Consider the following 21,823-nt stretch of genomic DNA (forward strand, 5'->3'; position numbering starts at 1 on the left):
CCCATCAACGCGGCAACGGGAAAATGGTTGTCGCCTGTGCAGCTTTCACCTGCGACTGCTGACATAATTGCCGCTGCTGTAACTGCTGATATTCGTCAGGAGTATCAATATCACAATGAATATTCTGATCACCAACCTCCAAAAAACGATAATCGCCTTGTTCAATGACCTGCTTCATCGACAGACCGAGATCTGCCGCTCTGATACGTTCAATCATCGCCGCAGGTAATAATATCGGGTGGCCCTTGCCATGACTACAGCGCGGGATCAACGTGAAAGGCCCTTTCTCCTGCCACAAAGCCGCATAAATCCAATGTGTTATACAAGGCATGTCACCCAGAGCCAGAAAGAAATAACTGCTACGCACCTGCTCTGTGCCCAACCGAATTGAAGAGAACATCCCTTGTTGATAATTGACATTGTGTACCACATCAACTTGCGGATGTTGCTGATAACGCGCTTGTAACTCCTCGCCACGAAATCCACTGACAACAATCACTCGCTGGCAAAAACCTAAAGCATTGGCGATTGCGCTATCAAGAATGGTGCTATCACCATAAGGCAACATCATTTTCCAGCGCCCCATGCGGGTAGACATTCCTGCTGCCAACATCACACAATCAATATTCGCCACTGCTGACCTCCTGACAGAACTTTGCCCCCTGCCAAACGCAAGGGGCAAAATGACTCACTTATCGCGTTTTCAACACTGCCTTGATCGATTTAATGATCGGTTGATATCCGGTACAGCGGCAGAGGTTACCCTCTAACGCTTCATTGATATCCTCATCGCTAGGTTGTGGATTTTGATCCAGTAACGCTTTGGCGCTCATCAGAACACCGGGAGTACAGAAGCCGCACTGCACCCCGCCATGTTCGACGAATGAGTGCTGCAATCTTTTCCCAACGGGGTCACGATGCAGCCCTTCTACCGTTGTCACTTCTGCACCGTGGCACTGCGCCGCTAACAGCAGACAAGAGCAGACTGATTTACCATTCATAATCACGGTACACGCACCACACTCACCGACTGAGCACCCCTCTTTGGTGCCGGTCAGCTCTAGGTTTTCCCGCAGAAAATCCAGCAGACGTAAATTGCCATCAACATCCGCATTCACTGTAATACCATTCACTTTCAATGTGATATTTGACATTTACTTCTTCTCCCCTGCAAGAGCATCATTCATCATCTGGCGGAACATATTGAGGAACACCGGCATCTTATAAGCCGCAGACCAGCGGCTACCGATCGCCTCTTCCATCATGGCAGACAGTACGTTGCCTGCCTGTTCGATCGTTTCAGCATTTAGCTGCTTACCTAATAACGCGTTCTCCACAGCAACCAAACGGCTGGGTTTACTAAACAGTGCGCCATCAACCAAACGACAGTGTTCAACCACACCACCAGCAGCCAATGCGATCTGACAAGTCAGACTCTGACGGGTAATATTCAACGCATTACGGCGACCAAGTTGGCTATAACGCTGCTGCATTTTACGATCAGAGGGTTGTGGCACGATCACTTTGACCAACAATTCTCCTGCAGCCAACTGGGTTTTATAGCCCGCGACGATGAAGTCACTCAGTGGCATTCTGCGTTCACCACGGGTGCTGCGCAACACCACATCAGCATCATAAATGATCAGCGGCGGAACAGAGTCAGCACAAGGTGCTGCGTTATTAATGTTACCGCCAACAGTGGCACGGTTGCGTAGTTGCAACGAACCGACTGTTCTGGCCGCCGTCACTAACAGCGGATAGCGCTGCTGTACACGCTTATCCGCAACGAGATCGGTAAAGCAGACGCCACCACCGATATGCAATTCGCTGCCATGTTCTTCAATTTTTTGTAGCTCAGGCAAACTGGCGATATTGACCAGATGCATTGGGCTGGTCTTTAAGCGAGCCTGAACCAGAATATCGGTACCACCTGCAATCGCCATTGAGTCAGGTTTAGCCAGCGCAACTAACGCCTGTTCCAGTGTTGTTGGAACTTCAATACTGAGTGTATTCAGGCGCAGCACCTGCTTCTTATGATGCTCAGTGAGCATGGCCTCACTCTGACGCACTGGTTTTTTCAGGTTATAGCCAAGATAGACCTGCTCTAAGGTGAGCGGGATCTTATTATTGCCCTGATTCATTGCAAAGTTCAGCGCGTTATTAGCCGCAGCGGCAGCCAATTCTAATACCGGCTCACCGATCACTTTTGCACCATAAGGGCCATGAATATCATTATTCTCTACTGGGATCACATCGATATGCGGCATATCTTTGATGGTTGGGATCAGATAAGTATCAAAGTTCTCCGACTTCACACGTCCGTGCTCAATGTTGAAGTCCTCTAGCAGTGCATAGCCAAGCCCCTGCATCACACCGCCATACACTTGACCTTCAAAACCCACTTTGTTGATCACCTTACCGACGTCATGCACCGCAGTCACATTATTGACCTGTATCTTGCCTGTATTGGTATCGATTTGCAGATCAACGATCTGGCAACCATAAACCCAAGTGAAGTATGGGCTACCACATCCTTTTTCTTCATCCCAGTGGATCGGCGGTGCAACGTGCCAACCATAATCAGATAAGTTTCCACCCGCATTGTGCGTCAATGGCACCGCATCTTTTACACTGATTGAGAATTGTGGCTGACTGCGGTTAGTGATCATGCCATCTTTCCACAGCGTATTTTCAAGATCATCGGTGTGCAAACGGTCAGCAACTGCTTTCACCATCCGTGCTCTGATCTTGTTTGCTGCATTCAGCACTGCCTGCCCCCCCATCAGGGTGCCACGCGAAGAAACGGTGGAACCGCCGTCAGCGATCAGCGAGGTAGGGGGTTCATTAAATGTCACCCAATCGAGTGGTACACCGAATGCCTCTGCAGCAATCAGCGCCATACTGGTCTGCAATCCCTGGCCATTTTCAGAGACGGAAGTAGAGAGGTTGATACTGCCATCGCCATTAACCTGTACCAGTGCAGATGACGCATCCATTCCCTCAGCACCAAGTGAGCAACCACGGTGGCTAACCGCCAGACCGATACCGTAGCGGATAGGCCCACCCTGAGCATTGAGTTTCTGATAGTGGGCACACTTGGCCTCAAACTCCGCTTTTGCGGTTGCCTTCTGCAACACTTCTTCAGCAGAAACAACGTGATCACTAAAGGTTTGTCCAGCCATACTGACATCACCTTGGCGCAAAATATTACGCCGACGCAGTTCGACCGGGGAGATGTTGAAATAGCGTGCGACTTCATCCATCAGCGATTCATTGGCAAAAATGACCTGTGGCGCACCAAAGCCACGGAACGCCGAGGTGTAACTGTTGTTAGTTGCGACAGCGGCAATATCGACACGGACATTGGCGATATTGTAAGGTCCCGCTGCCTGTACCACACTACGCCAACCCACGAACGGCGAGGAGGCAGTGTAGCCGCCACTGTCCATCAAGATATCAATTTTGATCGCCTGGATCTTGGCGTTGTCATCCAAGCCAATCTTATATTTCATGTAATATGGATGGCGCTTGCAGCTCTCACGGATTGACTGTTCACGGTTGTAGGTGAATTTGATCGGCTGCCCTGTCATCAATGCTAACAATCCCGCACGACACGCCAAGTGGTCAATAACATCATCCTTACCACCAAAAGAACCACCCAGTACCGCACGTTTCACATTGACACGAGATTGAGGCAAATTAAGGAAGGTCGAAACAAAACCACGGACACGGTGAGCATTCTGTACCGAACCGGTGACAGTCAGCCCTGGCTCTGTCGGATCAGGATAGACAATCACACACTCTGGCTCAATATAGGCATGTTCCTGATAACCTACCTCATATTCGCGCTCAATCACATGTGTCGATTTGGCAAAACCGGCATCAATATCCCCTTTTGCGGTGTGGTGCTTAACCGCAATATTGCTATCAGTATCGCTATGCACCAAACGGGCGCCTGGTTTAATCGCTTCACGAACATCAGTAATCGGCAGGTAGGGCTGATACTCAATATCAATACACTCTGCAGCTTGGCAGGCAGCTTCATAGCTGGTCGCTGCGATCACCGCGACCACATCACCATGGAAAAACACTTCATCGTTCACTATCGGCAAATAATCTGGCACCACAATGCCGATGTTCGGTGTACCCGGAATATCTTTGTAGGTAGCGATCTTCACCACACCCGGAACTTTCTCTGCCCGACTCAGATCCATACGCAGGATCTTGCCCGCAGGAATATCCGCATATCGGCAGACCCCATACAGCATATTTTTCAATTTTATATCATCGCCATACAACGCGGAACCGATCACTTTGGCATGACCATCCACACGTGCCACCGGCGTACCCACAATATTTGTTTCCATATATTCATTCTCCGTTAACGGAATAGCATTGAAGTAGAGATTACCGCTAGCAAAGCAGGGAATATGCCAGAGCGCTTTTTTAAGCTGATTGATGTGAAACTTTGTGATCTCTGACTAAGAATTATCGGTCAACTCAAGCGATAGCGGTAATATCCAATAACCACTTGATGTCAAAAAATTCTCAGTCTGATAATTTTTTTTCAGATTGATAAATAGAGTAAACAAAAAACCAACCTGGTGAGAGAAAAAAGAAAAGTCAGTTTGGCTGATAGCACCGATAAAATGTGATGCAATCCACACCGATAACATTCAATTTCTCAAAAGCCGAGTGCTTGCATATAAATTGCATTAATTCGGGCAGCGGACATTGTTCCGTAGCTTATCTGTCGGAAAATAGGGAATAATATATGAATCAGTTTGTTATCACTGATGCCAATTCCTGTATCGGTTGCCGCGCCTGCGAGGTAGCTTGTGTGATGGCGCATCATCAAGGGGAGTATCCGCAACAGCGTGAGCAGTTCACCCCTCGCATTACGGTATTGAAATCCGCTGAATTAACCAGTGCTGTGCTCTGTCGTCATTGTGAAGATGCGCCCTGTGTTCAGGTCTGCCCGACCGATGCGTTACAACGAGGCAATAACAGTATTCAACTCACCACGGCAAAATGTATCGGCTGTAAGAACTGCGTCACTGCCTGCCCATTTGGTGCTATCTCAATGGTGGCAGATGAACGTGGCGCCGTGGCACACAAATGCGACCTCTGTGCGGGTAACACTGATGGGCAAGCCTGTGTCAATGCCTGCCCTGCTGATGCCTTGCATTTAATCACTGAGCAGACAATACGTGCCAGCCGCAACCAGCGGCTACAACAACTTGCCGAAGGGCGCCCACCGGCTAATCCCAACGATGTCCGCCGCCAGTTGTTAGCACCGGCCACTCAACAACAGCGTGGCGAGGCGATAAAAATACCGCTGGAACGGCGGAAAACCTCATTCAACGAAATTTACCGCCGCTTCACTCCGCTTCAGGTTGACCAACAGGGGCAGCGTTGCGTTAACTGTAGCGAACATGCCTTCTGTGAATGGACTTGCCCACTGCACAACAACATTCCAGAACTGCTTAAACTCGCCCGTGAAGGGCGCATTATGGAAGCGGTCGAGCTTTCCCACCGTACCAGTAGCCTGCCAGAAGTTTGTGGTCGTGTCTGTCCGCAAGATCGGCTCTGCGAAGGCGCGTGTACACTGGAAGGCCGACAAGGTGCCGTGACAGTTGGCAATATTGAACGCTATATCACCGATACCGCGTTAGAAATGGGCTGGCGACCCGACTTGTCTGAAGTGGTTGCTAGCGGTCTGCGCGTGGCGATTGTCGGTGCTGGCCCTGCTGGGCTAGGTTGTGCCGATGTACTGACACGCCACGGAATACAAGCCGTTGTCTTTGATCGTCATCCAGAAATTGGGGGATTACTCACTTTCGGCATCCCCTCTTTTAAACTTGATAAACAGGTGCTTGTCCGCCGCCGCGAGATCTTCAGTGAGATGGGGATCGAATTTCAATTGAACACCGAAGTGGGTCAACAGGTCTCTCTAGACGAGTTATTAGAACAGTTTGATGCGGTGTTCCTCGGTGTTGGCACCTATCAGTCAATGAAAGCCGGGCTAGAAAACGAAGATGCGCCAGGCGTCTATGATGCGCTGCCGTTCCTGATCGCCAACACTAAAAAGGTAATGGGATTACCGGAACTGCCGGAAGAGCCTTATATCGATCTGGCCGGTAAACGAGTGGTGGTGTTGGGCGGTGGCGACACGGCAATGGATTGCCTACGCACCTCGATACGACAAGGGGCGAGTAAAGTCACCTGTGCTTATCGGCGTGACGAGAAGAACATGCCAGGCTCGAAAAAAGAGGTGAAAAACTCGCGTGAAGAGGGGGTTGAGTTTATGTTTAATGTCCAACCGCTCTCTATTGAACTCAATGCACAAGGTGCAGTCGCAGGGATCCGCCTGGTTCGTACTGAAATGGGAGAGCCGGATGCCAGTGGGCGGCGGCGGCCGAAGATTGTACCTGGCTCGGAATTTTTGCTCGAAGCCGACGCCATTATTATGGCATTCGGTTTCCGAGCACACACCATGCCTTGGCTAAGGCAGCAGGTACAACTCGATGAGTGGGGGCTGATCGTGGCACCCAATCAGGGCGAATACCCATACCAAACCTCCCATCCGCGTGTTTTTGCCGGTGGCGATGCTGTACGCGGAGCAGACTTGGTCGTCACCGCAATGGCTGATGGTCGTCAGGCCGCATTGAGCATCATCAATGCGCTTACCGGTGGGCAGAACCATGCAGCGCTCCACCACACTCGCCTTCCCCACCAGGAGATCCGTTCATGATGAATAAATTAATCGTTGCCGATGCAGAAAAATGCATTGGTTGCAGAACCTGTGAACTTGCCTGTGCGCTAGCGCATGGGCAGAGCACAAAACTACAGCCACAGAATTTTATGCCACGGCTACAGATCGTGAAAACGCGTCATGTCAGTGTGCCGATTATCTGCCACCAGTGTGAGAATGCCCCTTGTGCCAAAGTCTGTCCCCACGATGCGATTGTGCGTGCTGATGGCTATTGGGAGGTGATCCAATCGCGCTGTATTGGTTGCAAAAGTTGTGTTGTCGCCTGTCCATTTGGCGCAATCAACGTCGTGCTATCCGCACAGGAAACAAAAGAACCGTGTGGTGAGGCCCACAAGTGCGACCTCTGCCATGATCACGCTTCTGGGCCTGCTTGCATCAATGTCTGCCCAACAGATGCGTTGACATTAGTGAACGACAGTGACTTACAACAGATGGTCAGTGCGAAGCAGTTACGCACCGCGACCAGCGATGCACGTATCTCTAGCCAGGTTACGGCGAGTTTCAGATAAGCCGCCTGAAAGCTCCACAGCGTTTTCTCTCCGAAGGCGCGGGTGGATGTTATGTCATCCAGTTGCAGCGTGATCGCAATAACAACTTAAGCGCGGGAGCACTTGCTGCCGATCCGTCGCGTCTGATCCCCATTAACTCTTTATTGGAGAATGTAATAATGGAAAAAGTGTTAACGGTTTGCCCTTACTGTGGGTCTGGTTGCAAGCTAAATTTGCTGGTGGATAATGGGCAAGTGGTTGGCGCAGAAGGAGCTAATGGCGTCACCAACCAAGGTGCCTTGTGCCTAAAGGGGTTTTATGGCTGGGACTTTCTGAACGATACCCAACTACTCACCCCACGGTTAACACAGCCGATGATCCGTCGTCAGCGTGGTGGTGAGTTCGAGAAGGTGACTTGGGATGAGGCCATTGCCTATGTCAGCAATCGGCTGGCCAAGATAAAAGCAGAGCATGGCGCTCGCTCGATTATGGTGACCGGCTCCTCTCGTGGCCCTGGCAATGAATCAAACTATCTGATGCAGAAATTTGTTCGTGCGGTATTGGGCAGCAACAATATCGACTGCTGCGCACGCGTCTGTCATGGTCCCTCAGTCGCCGGATTGCAGGCAACCCTAGGCAATGGTGCGATGAGTAACTCAATCGGTGAAATTGAGCATAGCGACTGCTTACTGATCTTTGGCTATAACGCCGCAGACTCCCACCCCATCGTGGCGCGCCGTATTCTAAAAGCCAAACAGAATGGCAGCAAAATCATTGTCTGTGATCCGCGTTATATCGAGACTGCACGCCTGGCCGATATCTGGTTACCACTGCGTAATGGCAGCAATATGGCTTTGGTCAATGGGCTGGCCCACGTGCTGATCGAAGAGGGGTTATATAACCGTGAGTATGTGGCGCAATACACCGAAGGCTTTGACGCATATCGCCAAATTATCTCACGCTACACGCCCGAATATGTTGCAAAAATTACCGGATTAACGCCACAGCAGATCCGTGATGCGGCAATGATGTATGCCAATGCCAACAGCGCCACCCTGCTGTGGGGAATGGGCGTGACTCAATGGGGGCAAGGTGTTGATGTGGTTAAAGGATTAGCGGCTTTAGCGCTGTTGACCGGTAACCTCGGCAAGCCGAATGTCGGTGTCGGGCCGGTGCGCGGGCAAAATAATGTCCAAGGTGCTTGTGATATGGGCACATTGCCAAACTCGTTCCCCGGTTATCAGTATGTCACTGATGAGCAGGCGCGCCAAAAATTCGCTGATGCCTGGGGTGTGGCATCACTCAGTGGTGAAATCGGTTATTCAATTACCGATGTGCCACATAAAGCGTTGTCTGGTGAACTGAAAGCGTACTACATCATGGGTGAAGATCCACTACAGACTGAACCCGATTTATCGCTAATGCGTGAGGCTTTCCAGGCACTTGATCTGATTGTGGTACAAGATATCTTTATGACCAAAACCGCTGCTATGGCTGATGTCATCCTGCCAGCCACCTCCTGGGGCGAACATGAGGGGGTCTACACCAGTGCCGATCGCGGTTTCCAGTACTTCGGTAAAGCGGTGGAGCCAAAAGGCGATGTGAAAACTGACTGGCAGATTATTAGCCTGCTCTCTAATGCGTTGGGTTACCCGATGCACTACGACAATACCGAGCAGATTTGGGATGAAATGCGCGCGTTATGTCCGAAGTTTGCCGGTGTCAGTTATCAAAAAATTGCTGGTTTGGGTTATGTACAGTGGCCTTGTCCGAGCGAAGATCACCCAGGAACGCCATACCTCTATCAAGGCAACCAGTTCTCTCGCCCGGGCGGCAAAGCGCTCTTCTCAACCAGCGAGTGGCTACCACCACAGGAACTGACCAATGAACAATACCCGCTGGTGCTCTGTACCGTACGCGAAGTTGGACACTACAGTTGTCGTTCGATGACCGGTAACTGTAGTGCGCTACAAACGCTGGCAGATGAACCAGGCTATGTGCAGATCAATCCACAGGATGCTCAAGCAGCAGGGATCCAAGATCAGCAATTGGTTTGGGTCAGTTCACGTCGCGGTAAAGTGATCAGCCGTGCCGCCTTGAGTGAACGCATCAACCGTGGTGCCGTTTACATGACCTACCAGTGGTGGATTGGTGTCTGCAATGAACTGACCATTGATCATCTTGACCCCACATCAAAAACACCCGAATACAAGCATTGTGCGGTCAATGTTCAAGCGATCACTGATCAGGCCGAAGCAGAAAGTTATGTGCAGGTGGAATACCAGAAGCTGAAAGATCACCTTAAGAAAACAGCCTTGGTGATGTGACTCTGCTTTACTTCCCCCGCCCTGGTTAAGCGGCGGGGGGTGTTCTGTTTGCCCCACCCGCAACTGACTATCTCAACCACCATCCACTGAATTAACAGCACATCTACTTATTCCGCATCGTGGCTAACCCAACAGGTCACAGCACAGCCGCCAGATCAGGCGTATTGCTGTTGGCTTTGTTATGCATCAGTACACCACTGGCGTTATTCTTGACCTGCAGAATTTCCGCCAGAACACTGATTGCGATCTCAGCTGGAGTCTCGGCACCAATCGAAAAACCGATTGGCGAACGCAAGCGGGTTAACTGTTCATCACTGACACCTTGCTGCTGCAAGGCGCGCACAAATTTCTGCGCTTTACGTCTGCTTGCCAGCAAGCCTAAATACCCGACCGGATAGTTTATGATTTCATCCAGTGCCTCACGATCCTGGCTATTGGTGGCGATCACAACATAGCTGTTGTGATCCAGTGGCAGTTGCCTGATAGCATCAGTGTAACTGTTGGCTTGGTTCAATACCGTTCCAGCAGGGAAAAGGTGTGGCTCAAGATTTGGCGCGTAGGTATCAACCACATAAATAACAAACCCCAGTGGAGCTGCCGCATAAGCCATCGCCTGATTAACATGCCCACCACCGAGCAAAATCAGCCGAGGCCGAATACCATAAACGCTGATGAAAACCGACATCGCACCGCCACAATCAGAACCAACAGCATCAGGCCCTTCGTGAGTCATCCGTCCATAAAACATACGTGATTGTTGCTGCTGCAACGCTTCCAATGCCTGTTCAATCACCCGGCGCTCCATCATGCCACCACCAATCGTGCCCGTGGTGCTACCATCAGCCGCAATTAACATCTGCCCGGAATGACGCGCCGTAGAACCTCGGCACTCGGTAATCTGTGCAATTGCGAAGGGTTGGTTCTGTGCTTCTAGCCTTGCAGCCACCGAAAATAGACTCATCACGCTCTCCATCCTATTGTTGTTCCACGGTCTAAACTACCTACAGATAACTCAACCGACTGAGATCGATACTGAAACTGTGATGCTGCCAATTGCCGCCCAACCGCCCGGGAGCGCATGGCAACTAAAATAGCCCACCGAGACACGCCAAATCACACCCAGTGAAGTGGCTAAGTGAACCGTACAATGATATTGCTCCGCCATCACATATTCAGATCATCGCAGTGCTATAATTACATGGTAAATAATGCAATTTTCATACCCTTACCAATCATTACACGCTTAAAACCGCCACATAATCGCCAAATCAATGCCAGAAATAAGGGAGCATGATCAATATTTTTTAGCCAGCTCACACCTATTTACACATCTATGCGAACCATGCCACTTAAGCCAACAACTTCTCTGTTGCCGTTATCAATTCACTTTATCATTGTGATAGCTCATCTCTTAATTTGAGAGAAAACGGCAGTTTGTCATTCAGCAAAAACAATAACCGCCACGATCAGAAAACAGATTTATATAACAGTTAGGTTGGATTAATTTAAAATAAATATCATTTGGTTAGCTCGGCGAGTTAAAACCATCCTCTATTCATCATCAACATTATTAAGCGAAATTATCAAGCGCCATAATAATCCAGCGTAGAAATTAAAAAACGCTCACACTTACACCTGAAGATAGTCATAGAACATTACAGTAATGATGCGTATTCTCATTTATTTACCCACTATTCCAACTTGTTCTGTTTAATAACCAGAAGTACCTCACGAAATTACAACACCAAATTACAGCGATGAGAGATTGGCCTAAAACTTGCTGTTTAAAAATCAGTAAAACCCGTATCAACAGGCCCGTAACGCAAAAACATTGCCGATAAAACCGATCAGTATCTTATCTACAGTTGGCTATGTGTCTATTTTAACTATCTAACGCGAGGAGATTAATATGGGAGACATCATGCGTCCCATTCCATTCGGCGAACTCCTGAATCGAATGTTCAGTGAGTATAAGGAGAGCCAGTCCATTTTTGGCATTCCAGAAAAGCAGTTTTATCGCAAAACCAACAACAAAAAAATCAAAGTATTCAATGAAGAGTGTGAAACCCCTGTTGGTCCTGCCGCTGGCCCGCACACTCAGCTCGCACAGAACATCATCACGGCCTGGTTAACCGGTGGCCGTTTTATCGAATTGAAAACTGTGCAGATCATGGATCGGTTGGAGATAGAAAAACCCTGTATTGACGCTGAAGATGAAGCTTTCAATACCGAGTGGTCGACCGAATTTACCCTTAAAAAAGCCTATGACGAATATCTGAAAGCCTGGTTCTGCCTCTATCTTCTGGAAGAGATATTTGATCCCCGCACACCTGGCGAAGCAAAATCTTTTATTTTCAATATGAGTGTTGGCTATGATCTGAAAGGCATTCTTGAACCGCCAATGCAGACGTTCATCGATGATATGATGGACTCCTCTTGTCACCCTGACTTTGCTCACTATAGCGAGACACTGCGTGAATTTGTCCAAAATCGTGAACTGTTACAGTCACTGAAGCTGGAGTCACGCGCACAACGCTTATTGTCATTACCGGATAATGTTCCCGCTCAGATGGTGCATGGCCTAACCCTTTCCACCATGCATGGCTGCCCACCGAATGAAATTGAGAACATCTGCCGCTACATGCTGGAAGAGAAAGGTCTGCATACCTTTGTAAAACTCAATCCAACCCTGCTCGGTTTCCAGCGTGCGCGTGAGATTCTGGATCACTGTGGCTTTGACTACGTTGATCTGAAAGAAGAGTCTTTCGATCATGACCTTAAACTGGAACAGGCGAAAGCGATGCTGCGCCGTCTGCTGGATGTCGCTGAGAAACGTCAGCTCAAGTTTGGCGTCAAGCTCACCAACACATTAGGCACCGGTAATCATAAAGGACGTCTGCCGGGTAATGAGATGTATATGTCTGGGCGCGCCCTGTTCCCACTCTCGATTAACGTAGCGTTGGTGTTGTCACAAGAGTTCAGCGGCAAACTACCAATCTCCTACTCTGGTGGTGCCAGCCTGTTCAATATTCGTCAAATCTTTGAGACCGGTATCCGCCCAATCACTATGGCAACAGATATGCTCAAGCCTGGTGGTTATATGCGCCAAACTCGCTGTATTGAAGAGTTAGACAACTCAGACAGTTGGCAGATGGGCAATATCGATGTAGCGAAACTGGAACAGTTGGCACAACAAGCGTTGACCATGAGCTACACCCAGAAAGAGTGGAAATCTGAAGATGAGATCGACGCTGGCGGCCCACTGCCGATGATCGACTGCTATGTTGCGCCCTGTATTAGTGCCTGTGCAATTAAGCAGGACATTCCAGAATATATCCGGTTACTGGGGCAACAACGCTATGCTGATGCACTGGAAGTGATCTATCAGCGTAACGCACTGCCGGCAATCACTGGCCATATCTGTGATCACCAATGCCAATACAACTGTACCCGTCTGGACTATGAGAAAGCGCTGGATATCCGTGAGTTGAAAAAAGTCGCACTGGAAAAAGGTTGGGACGAATACAAGCAGCGTTGGCACAAACCTGCTGGCAGTGGCGATAAGCATCCGGTGGCCGTGATCGGTGCCGGTCCCGCTGGACTTTCTGCGGGGTATTTCTTGGCACGCGCCGGCCACCCAGTGACCATATTTGAGCGTGAGCCAAATGCAGGTGGTGTGGTGAAAAACATCATTCCTCAGTTTCGTATCCCGGCTGAGACCATCCAGCACGATATCGATTTTGTCGCTGCACATGGCGTGAAGTTTGAGTACGGCTGTAGCCCAACACTCACAGTAGACCAACTGCAACAGCAAGGCTTCCACTATGTTTGTGTCGGCATCGGTGCGGACAAGAACAGTGGGCTGCGTTTAGAGGGTGATAACCGCAATATCTACAAATCGTTTGATTTCCTGCGCCGTTTCAATCAAGGCCAAACCTTGGAAATGGGCAAAAATGTCGCGGTCATCGGTGCGGGTAACACCGCGATGGACTGCGCGCGCGCTGCGCTGCGTGTTCCTGGAGTGCGTACCGTTACGGTAATTTATCGCCGTAGCATCAAAGAGATGCCAGCCTACCGTGAAGAGTATTTGGAAGCAGTCGAGGATAATGTTCAGTTCCGTTTCCTCACCAACCCTGAGCGTTTCGATGCTAACGGTACGCTGACCGCTCGTGTCATGACATTAGGTGAGCCTGATGCCAAAGGACGCCGCCAGCCCGTCGCCACAAACGAAGTGGTTACCCTGCCGATTGACAGCCTGATCACAGCAATTGGCGAACAACCTGATGGTAGCGTCCTGGCCGCAATGGGTGTTCCTGTCGGTGAAGATGGCTGGCCACAAGTGGATCACACCACTGGGGAGACAGCACGTAGCAATGTGTTCCTGATTGGTGATGTACAGAGTGGCCCGTCCTCTATCGTGGCGGCAATCGGCGATGCCCGTCGTGCTGCAGATACCATTTTGCTGCGTGAAAGCAAAGAGAGCCGTGCCGGAGAACAGTACCGCTCGCAAGTCGCCACCGAAGATGTGTACAGCCGTAAAGGTGCGATCCATGTGCAGATGGTAGATAAGCAACAGCGGGAAGAGTTCGTGGTGCAAGAAGCGAAGCGCTGCCTGGAGTGTAACTACGTCTGTAGCAAGTGTGTTGACGTCTGTCCGAACCGGGCCAACATCACCATACCGGTACCGGGCTTCCATGACCGTAGTCAAACGCTACACATTGATGCTTACTGTAATGAGTGTGGAAACTGTGCGCAGTTCTGCCCGTGGCAGGGCCGTCCTTACAAAGACAAAGTCACCATCTTCAACCTGCCGCAAGATTTTGACAACAGCACTAACCCTGGTTTCTTTATCCAAGGCAAAGAAGTTTGGGTGCGCCAGCAGGGTGAGAAGTTCCAGCTCGCATTGAGTAGCAAAGGCCTCCTGGAAGATGCACCTGCAGCATTGAGTGATATGTGCCGGATCATCAATCAGGTGATTGAGCGTCATAGCTATCTGTTAGGTCCAGTGGAGGAGTAGGTCATGCTGATTTTGAAAAATGTCACTCTGGCACAACTATCCCCTGCTCTGTTGGTAGAGCATCAGGATATCGCCATTGAGGGCACAGAAATCAAAGCGGTTGGAGAGGATCTGAGTGCTATCTATCCGAATGCATCCATCCGGGATATGCACAATAAATTGGTGATGCCTGGCATCGTCTGTTCTCACAACCATTTTTACTCTGGGCTGGCACGCGGCATTCTTGCCAACATCAAGCCTTGCCCAGACTTTATCTCGACGCTGAAAAATCTCTGGTGGCGTTTAGATCGTGCTCTTGATGAGGAGTCACTCTACTACAGCGGGTTGATCTGCTCGATTGAAGCAGTGAGAAGTGGTTGTACTGCGGTGATTGATCATCATGCTTCTCCGAATTACATCAAAGGTTCACTGGATACCTTACGGCGTGGTTTTATTAAGGTCGGTTTACGCGGCATGACCTGCTTTGAGACCACAGATCGTAATCAGGGTTTGAAAGAGCTACAGGCGGGTGTTGAAGAGAATATTGCCTTTGCCAACCAAATCGACAGCGCCAAACGTAAAGGTGCAGAGCCCTATCTGGTCGAAGCGCACATCGGTGCTCACGCACCATTTACTGTGCCTGATGCGGGTTTATCAATGCTGGCAGAGGCAATGCAAAGCACCGGTCGAGGGTTGCATATCCATGCTGCGGAAGATCTCTACGATGTTTCGTTCAGCCATGACAAATACAGCCTTGATTTGATGGAACGCCTCGATAAATTCAATTTGATCAACGAGAAAACATTGATCGCTCATGGTCTCTATCTCTCTGATCGTGATGTTGAAATTATCAATCATCACAATGCGTTCTTGGTACATAACGCCCGTTCCAACATGAATAACCATGTGGGTTACAACCACAAGTTGCCACAGTACCGCAACCTCGCCCTCGGCACTGATGGCATTGGCAGTGACATGTGGGAAGAGCTGCGTTTTGCCTTCTTTAAACATCGTGATGCTGGTGGGCCAATGTGGCCAGATAGCTTCGCGCGTTTCCTCCAGAATGGCAATGTGTTGCTGGAACGCAACTTCAACGCGCGCTTTGGGCAAATTGCTGCCGGTTACAAGGCTGACCTGACAATCTGTGATTACGATGCACCAACACCACTGGTGGCAGACAATATCGCTGGTCACATCGCCTTTGGCCTGGGAGCAAGCAGTGTCAACAGCGTGATGGTGAATGGTGCTCTGGTGTATGACAACCGTGAGTTTGCCTTTGATGTTGATGCAATTTATCGCGAAGCACGCAAGGTATCCAAACAGTTGTGGCAGCGTATGGACGCTCTGCCTTGATTACCTTTCACGCTGTGCAGTGAATCACCTGCAGGGGAACGGCCTCTGGCCGTTCTCGAGTCGTAGCTGCCAGACGTCAGTCTGTGCCGAGTCGTAGTAAGGAGATAATGTGAATACTGCAAAACTTACCGAAACAGATTTGAATTCAACGCTAGATATAGAAGAGTCGCGGGGGAGTGTGCATCCTGTCGATGAAGTACTTCCACTGGGTAAACTAATACTTTATGGCCTGCAACATGTTCTCGTCATGTATGCTGGATCAGTTGCTGTACCACTGATTATTGGTAAAGCCGTTGGGTTCACCGAACAACAGATTATTTTCCTGATTAGTGCCGATCTCTGCATCTGTGGGATTGGCACCATATTGCAATCCGTCGGTATCCGTAATGTCGTTGGTTCGCGCTTACCGATCGTACAAGGCTGTACTTTTGCCGCTGTAGTCCCCATGGTATTAATAGGACAACAATATGGCATGGGAGGCATTTCAGGTGCAGTTATTGTGTCAGGGATATTTACCATTCTTTGTGCGCCGTTACTGTGTCGACTAGTACGTTTCTTCCCGAAAGTGGTCATGGGATCCATCATCACGCTGGTCGGCTTATCGATTATGCCTGTTGCTGGTGGCTGGATTGGGGGTGGTGATGCAAAAATGGCAGACTTTGGTAACTTGCGTGCCATTACCATGGGTGCCTTTACCCTGTTTGTTATTATTGCTATCTACATCTTTGCACAAGGTATGTGGAAGAATCTGGCGGTGCTGATTGGTATCGTTGTTGGTTCAGTTGCCTACGGCATTATTTATGGACTGAATACCGATCTACTCTACAGTACCGGCTGGTTTTCCTATCCAATACCCTTCCGCTTCGTTCCACCTGAATTTCACCTGCTACCCGCTGTGCTGTTATGCATGGTGATGACGGTGGTCACTGTGGAAACTATGTCATGCATGATGGCCGTTGGCGAAATTTGTGGCCGTAAAGCAGACCGAGACACCTTGAAACGCGGGATGTTCGCTGATGGTAGTGCCACGGTGATTGCAGGTTTCTTCAATCTGTTCCCTTATGCCGCCTTTGCACAAAACGTTGGCTTGGTCAGTATGACCGGTGTACGCAGTCGCTTTATCGTTGCCGCTGCCGGTTGCATCTTGATCACACTGGGGCTGTTCCCGAAACTGGCTTCTCTGGTGGTGATGGTACCTAAACCCGTATTGGGTGGTGCCGGGCTGGTGATGTTCGGTATGGTCGCCGTTGCCGGTATTCGTACCTTGGCAAAAGTCGATTACCAAAATAACAATAACCCGATGGTGGTTGCTCTAACACTCGGTGTCGGTATGTTGCCGGTATTGGTACCGCAACTGTTCCATCAAGTACCCTCCACTGTCGGGATGTTCTTGCATAGTGGCATCACTATTGGTACAGCGGTTGCGATTATCGCTAACCTACTGCTCAATCGTGATAACAAGAAGAATATTCCGGAACCGATACCCGGATGTGAGGAGTGCAAACTGGAGTAATCGCATTTAGGCACTCATAACATAACGTGAGCTCAAACTGGCTGTAACACCATCAGTCTGGTCTATCATGCTGAGGTAAGGTGTTACAGCCTGCGGTTTTGTGTTGGGCTGTTTGTTATGTGCAGCATCACAGCACACAATGCGCGTCTTCCCATCCCTCTGTGTTGTGCGCTGACGCCTGCAATATCAGACCACACAGCCTTGTGCCCGGAAAAAGCAGCAATCGCGACATGTCACTAAATACACATCAATAACACCAGGCATTTAGTTAACAGAATGAAGTTAACGCAATGAAATTAAATAGAATTAATGGCGTCCCCTGCAGGAATCGAACCTGCAACTAGCCCTTAGGAGGGGCTTGTTATATCCATTGAACTAAGGGGACAGTCAGCGAGACAAACTCAACGTTGTAAAACGTGGCTATCCTACCGTAGTTCTTCAATGTTTATCAATCACCACACACTGTCTCAATCAATTTACTTACACGGTAATGCCACTCTTGCTGGCAAGCCAGATTGCGCAGTCTGCTGAGTGATGCATATTGGCTAATTGTTGTGTAATAAGTGCTCGTTTGACACCAACGCCTATCGGTCGCGTAGATGGCTTCAGTCTGGAGACAAATCGCTGGCTGAAAACCGCGAGGCTCACTGCAATCGGTTCGCATTTCACCGCGTTGTGCAATGGCAAACCGGCGATTAAAACACAGCTAACTGGGAGAAGTAGTGAGTGGCATAACAAAATTTGGTTAGTGAAGAGAAAAGGAGAGAAAATGTTCTGAAAACAGGTGGGTGTTCTGATGCGACAACATGAATATTACCGACCAGGTCAATCGACCTCAGAGGCTAAGGAAAAAGCAGTTCCTTAGCCAATGGTGTCACTCTTATCGAATGGAGTCTAAAAAAGTACCTACTGCAGCTTAAATAGCGATAACGTTGGCAGCAGATGGCCCTTTCGCGCCACTAGTGATTTCAAACTCTACACGCTGACCTTCTGCGAGTGTTTTGAAACCGTTACTATTAATGGCAGAAAAGTGCACAAAAACGTCCTTGCTACCATCTTCTGGAGTAATGAAACCGAAACCTTTGGACTCATTAAACCACTTAACGCTACCTTTAATCTTTGACATCAAACTTAACCTTTAACGTGAATGTAAGACACAACACATACCCAGATCAGCTCGCTGATGAACAATCAGAGCATCAATAACAACCAGAAAGTGACTGCATTTCAGCTTGAGAGCATCTTGAACAGCCCCGGGTACATATGTCGCACACAGTACAGCAATTAGAACGGATTTTGTCCACAGCAACCGCACATAAAATCAATAAAAAATGAAAAAATTCGCAAACCAGCGTGTAAATTGGTGCTGGCTGTCAACAATCATGACTAAATAGCCTTTACCAGTTGCATCAGTAAATCGCTGTTGATAAATCACTCAGCAAATTAGCACCGATAACAAAGCGGGTTATGGCTGCTTTCAGTAACGCCGCAGGGGAGATTGTCGGTACTGCCGTCGCTCTGTGTGACTCATTTAGCAGTCTGTTTTTAACCACTTTTCCCAACTGGCTGTCACCTGCTGACGCTGTGGCAGCAAGCTTTCCGCACTGACTTTACTGGAGTGCTCCTGGAGCGCTAAATGGTGAATTTCATCACGCATGGTGATATAAGCCTCGGTCAATGCCTGAGCCTCTTCGCCAGGCATAATGCCGTGCTTGGCCATCAATTCAAAAATGCGTACATTATCAGACCAATAGGTCAGCCTAGGTTCACTGGCGGCGTAACGCAACACCAAATATTGTGCGATAAATTCAATATCAGTGATGCCACCTGCATCGGTTTTAATGTCAAACTGATCTGGCTGTTTATTGGCAAGATGCTGATACATTTTCTCTCGCATCTCATACACTTGCTTTTTCAACTCTTCATGTTTGCGTGTTTGACACAAGATCTGCTGACGGATAGCTAAAAATTGCTGCTGTAACCCAGGATCGCCATATACCATGCGCGCCCGTACCAGTGCCTGGTGTTCCCAGGTCCATGCTTCCTGTTGCTGATATTCAGCAAACGCTGCGAGCGTGCTGACCAACATCCCCGCCGCCCCCGATGGGCGTAGGCGAGCGTCAACTTCGTACAAAATGCCAGACGATGTGCGGGTGCTAAACAGGTGGATCACTCGCTGAGCCAAACGCAGGTAGAATTGACGGCCGTCGATCACGCGTTTGCCGGTCGTCATCACGTCTGCTGGGCAATCGTGTAAAAAAACCAGATCGAGATCTGAGCTGTAGCCCAGTTCCCAGCCGCCCAATTTGCCGTAACCTATCACGGCAAACCCATACCCCTCACGCTGATGTAAATGGCCTGGCTCTCCATAACGTTTCACCATGTCATGCCACGCCTGCTGTATCACCGCATCAATGATCGCCTCTGCCAGATAAGTTAAATGATCACTGACTTTCATTACAGGCAGCACTCCAGCAATGTCTGCTGCCGCGATGCGTAACTGCTGAGCCTGTTTGAACTGCCGCAAGGCTTCTAACTGCTGTTCCTCATCCTCTTGCGGCACGCGTAAGCAGTATTGACGTAATTCACTACGATACGCTGCCAACGGCACCGGCTGGTAGAGTGTAGCGCTATCAAGCAGTTCGTCCAATAACAGCGGGTAACGTGCCAGTTGGTTGGCGATCATCGGTGAGGCCGCACACAGACGGATCAACTGTTCCAACGCTGCTTGATTCTCAACTAATAACTCTAGGTAGGTGGTGCGGGTGACAATACTCAGTAACAGTTGTGCTAAGCGCGGCAGTAACTTCGGGGCATCAGGATGCGGACACACCTGAGCCAATAACCGAGGCATTAACTGATCCAGCACTTCTCGGCCTCGTGGGCCGATAGTGCGTTTATCAAGATCGTGGCGTAACTGCATAAGGTTCGCTAGCAGTTGTTGACGAGCGTCTGGTGATAAGTGTGGCGTCAATGGCGCTAATTCATTCTGTTCCAGTGCATCCAGCCACAAACTGTGGTAATGCTGTGCATGAGGATCTTCGGCTGACTCCGGGCTGTCATCGCCGATTAACTGTTCAAATACCGCACGTACTTGTTGCATATGCCGGTTTAATGTGGTCGTTAGCGTTGACCAATCTGGCAACCGCATTCCCCACACCAATCGCGCTTGGTCTAGCAGGTTGTCCGGCAGCGTTTGCGTTTGCTGATCGGCTATCGCTTGTAACAGATTTTCGAGACGACGTAGAAAAAGGTAGCTATTGGTTAACTGCTCAACCTGCTCCGCCGTCAATAATCCCAATTGCTCAACCGCATCAAGTGTGGGCAGTAGTGAATGCCCTTGTAAACTTGGCTCACGTCCTCCACGGATCAGTTGGAACACCTGAGCAATAAATTCAATTTCGCGAATACCGCCTGCCCCCAGTTTGATGTTGTCACTGAGGCCTCGTCGACGCACTTCTCGCGCAATCATGCTTTTCATGTTACGCAGCGACTGAATAACACTAAAATCGATATAACGACGGAAGATAAATGGCCGCAGCGTGTCGCGCAGTTCCTGACTGTAGCTATCGTCAGCACTCCCCATTAAGCGCGCTTTCACCATGGCATAGCGTTCCCAGTCACGTCCCTGTTCCTGATAATAATCCTCCAGTGCGGCAAAACTCATTACCAGGGGTCCACTATCGCCAAATGGTCTCAAGCGCATATCAACACGGTAGACAAAACCATCAATTGTCTGCTGATCGAGAACCTTAATCAGCCGTTGCCCCAGGCGGGTAAAGAACTGACCATTATCCAATTGCCGCCGACCACCTTGGGTGTAGCCATTTTCTGGATAGACAAAAATCAGATCGATATCAGAAGAAAAATTCAGTTCTTTACCACCCAACTTTCCCATACCCAGAATCAACAATGGTTGCGCTGCTCCCTCACTGTTGCAGGGGGTGCCCCATTCAAGGCAGCAGCGTTGGTACAACCAATCACGAGCAGCGACAATCAACGCTTCAGCCAGCGTGCTGAGCTGATAGAGTGTTTCAGTCGTGCTCGTGCTCTGTTCTGCTTGTGCCCAAGCAATGCGTACCAACTGCCGGTGACGAAATAGCCGCAATGTCTGCATCAGTTGCAATTCATCGTCAATCGATAGCAATAGTTGCCTTAACTGTTGCAGGTACTGATCAGCAACGATCGGTTGAGACAGCTCGCTAAACCAGTCGCTGTGTTTCCATAGGCTATCAGCAATAAAATCACTCGATGCCAGCAGCGTCAACTGTTCGGCACTCAGCGGGCAGTAGGCAGACGACATCGACTGAAAGCGCTGTGCCAAAGTTTGGATCTGTTGCTGTAGCAAGGTTGGCAGTGACCACATGATGT

12 protein-coding genes and 1 tRNA gene are annotated in these 21,823 nt (G+C 49.5%); 6 read left to right on the forward strand and 7 right to left on the reverse strand.

The genetic code is table 11. From position 1 onward, the window contains the following. Window positions 1-4 precede the first annotated feature (4 nt). From EOJ37_RS00200 to EOJ37_RS00210, 3 genes are read right to left on the reverse strand one after another with little or no spacing between them, the layout of a single operon-like run. Window positions 5-634 carry an NTP transferase domain-containing protein gene (locus EOJ37_RS00200; RefSeq protein WP_240651637.1) on the reverse strand — a complete coding sequence of 210 codons (630 nt, stop codon included), beginning with the start codon at window positions 632-634 and terminating at the stop codon, window positions 5-7. Between the two features lie 58 nt (window positions 635-692). After that, window positions 693-1,154 (reverse strand): (2Fe-2S)-binding protein, encoded by a 462-nt coding sequence (locus tag EOJ37_RS00205; RefSeq protein ID WP_127956452.1) that lies wholly within the window; start codon window positions 1,152-1,154, stop codon window positions 693-695. Beyond that, window positions 1,155-4,367 carry a molybdopterin cofactor-binding domain-containing protein gene (locus tag EOJ37_RS00210; protein WP_127956454.1) on the reverse strand — a complete coding sequence of 1,071 codons (3,213 nt, stop codon included), beginning with the start codon at window positions 4,365-4,367 and terminating at the stop codon, window positions 1,155-1,157. A 407-nt stretch (window positions 4,368-4,774) separates the two neighbouring features. Here EOJ37_RS00210 and aegA point away from each other — a divergent pair, with 407 nt between their 5' ends. The 3 genes from aegA to fdhF all read left to right on the forward strand — a co-directional run bounded on the left by aegA (window position 4,775) and on the right by fdhF (window position 9,590). After that, window positions 4,775-6,754, forward strand: a complete 1,980-nt coding sequence (aegA, locus tag EOJ37_RS00215) for a formate-dependent uric acid utilization protein AegA (protein ID WP_127956456.1) — start codon at window positions 4,775-4,777, stop codon at window positions 6,752-6,754. Next, entirely contained in the window at window positions 6,754-7,284 is a 531-nt protein-coding gene (locus EOJ37_RS00220; RefSeq protein WP_127956561.1) for a 4Fe-4S dicluster domain-containing protein, read from the forward strand. Before aegA ends, EOJ37_RS00220 begins: the two co-directional genes overlap by 1 nt. A 158-nt stretch (window positions 7,285-7,442) precedes the next feature. Then, complete coding sequence (fdhF, locus tag EOJ37_RS00225) at window positions 7,443-9,590, forward strand: formate dehydrogenase subunit alpha (RefSeq protein ID WP_127956458.1); 2,148 nt, start codon at window positions 7,443-7,445, stop codon at window positions 9,588-9,590. Window positions 9,591-9,726: 136 nt separating this feature from the next. Here the strand turns inward: fdhF and EOJ37_RS00230 are convergent, their stop codons facing one another. Further along, window positions 9,727-10,551 (reverse strand): XdhC family protein, encoded by an 825-nt coding sequence (locus EOJ37_RS00230; protein ID WP_127956460.1) that lies wholly within the window; start codon window positions 10,549-10,551, stop codon window positions 9,727-9,729. 948 nt (window positions 10,552-11,499) lie between these two features. Between EOJ37_RS00230 and ygfK the strand changes: the two genes are divergently transcribed. The 3 genes from ygfK (at window position 11,500) to EOJ37_RS00245 (ending at window position 17,452) form a co-directional block, all read left to right on the forward strand. Then, complete coding sequence (ygfK, locus tag EOJ37_RS00235) at window positions 11,500-14,607, forward strand: putative selenate reductase subunit YgfK (RefSeq protein ID WP_127956462.1); 3,108 nt, start codon at window positions 11,500-11,502, stop codon at window positions 14,605-14,607. Between the two features lie 3 nt (window positions 14,608-14,610). Further along, window positions 14,611-15,939, forward strand: coding sequence for a putative aminohydrolase SsnA (gene ssnA / locus EOJ37_RS00240; RefSeq protein ID WP_127956464.1), 1,329 nt, complete (start codon window positions 14,611-14,613; stop codon window positions 15,937-15,939). A gap of 139 nt (window positions 15,940-16,078) precedes the next feature. Further along, entirely contained in the window at window positions 16,079-17,452 is a 1,374-nt protein-coding gene (locus EOJ37_RS00245) for a nucleobase:cation symporter-2 family protein (protein ID WP_240651640.1), read from the forward strand. Window positions 17,453-17,762: 310 nt separating this feature from the next. On the opposite strand, the gene EOJ37_RS00250 is transcribed toward EOJ37_RS00245, so the two are convergent. From EOJ37_RS00250 to glnE, 3 genes are all read right to left on the reverse strand, one after another. Further along, window positions 17,763-17,837, reverse strand: a tRNA-Arg gene (locus tag EOJ37_RS00250). A 531-nt stretch (window positions 17,838-18,368) separates the two neighbouring features. Further along, window positions 18,369-18,578 carry a transcription antiterminator/RNA stability regulator CspE gene (gene cspE, locus EOJ37_RS00255; RefSeq protein ID WP_127956466.1) on the reverse strand — a complete coding sequence of 70 codons (210 nt, stop codon included), beginning with the start codon at window positions 18,576-18,578 and terminating at the stop codon, window positions 18,369-18,371. A gap of 405 nt (window positions 18,579-18,983) precedes the next feature. Continuing rightward, complete coding sequence (gene glnE, locus EOJ37_RS00260) at window positions 18,984-21,818, reverse strand: bifunctional [glutamate--ammonia ligase]-adenylyl-L-tyrosine phosphorylase/[glutamate--ammonia-ligase] adenylyltransferase (protein ID WP_127956468.1); 2,835 nt, start codon at window positions 21,816-21,818, stop codon at window positions 18,984-18,986. Window positions 21,819-21,823: the final 5 nt, after the last annotated feature.

It is taken from the genome of Serratia microhaemolytica (assembly GCF_004011885.1).
Classification (GTDB): domain Bacteria; phylum Pseudomonadota; class Gammaproteobacteria; order Enterobacterales; family Enterobacteriaceae; genus Serratia_G; species Serratia_G microhaemolytica.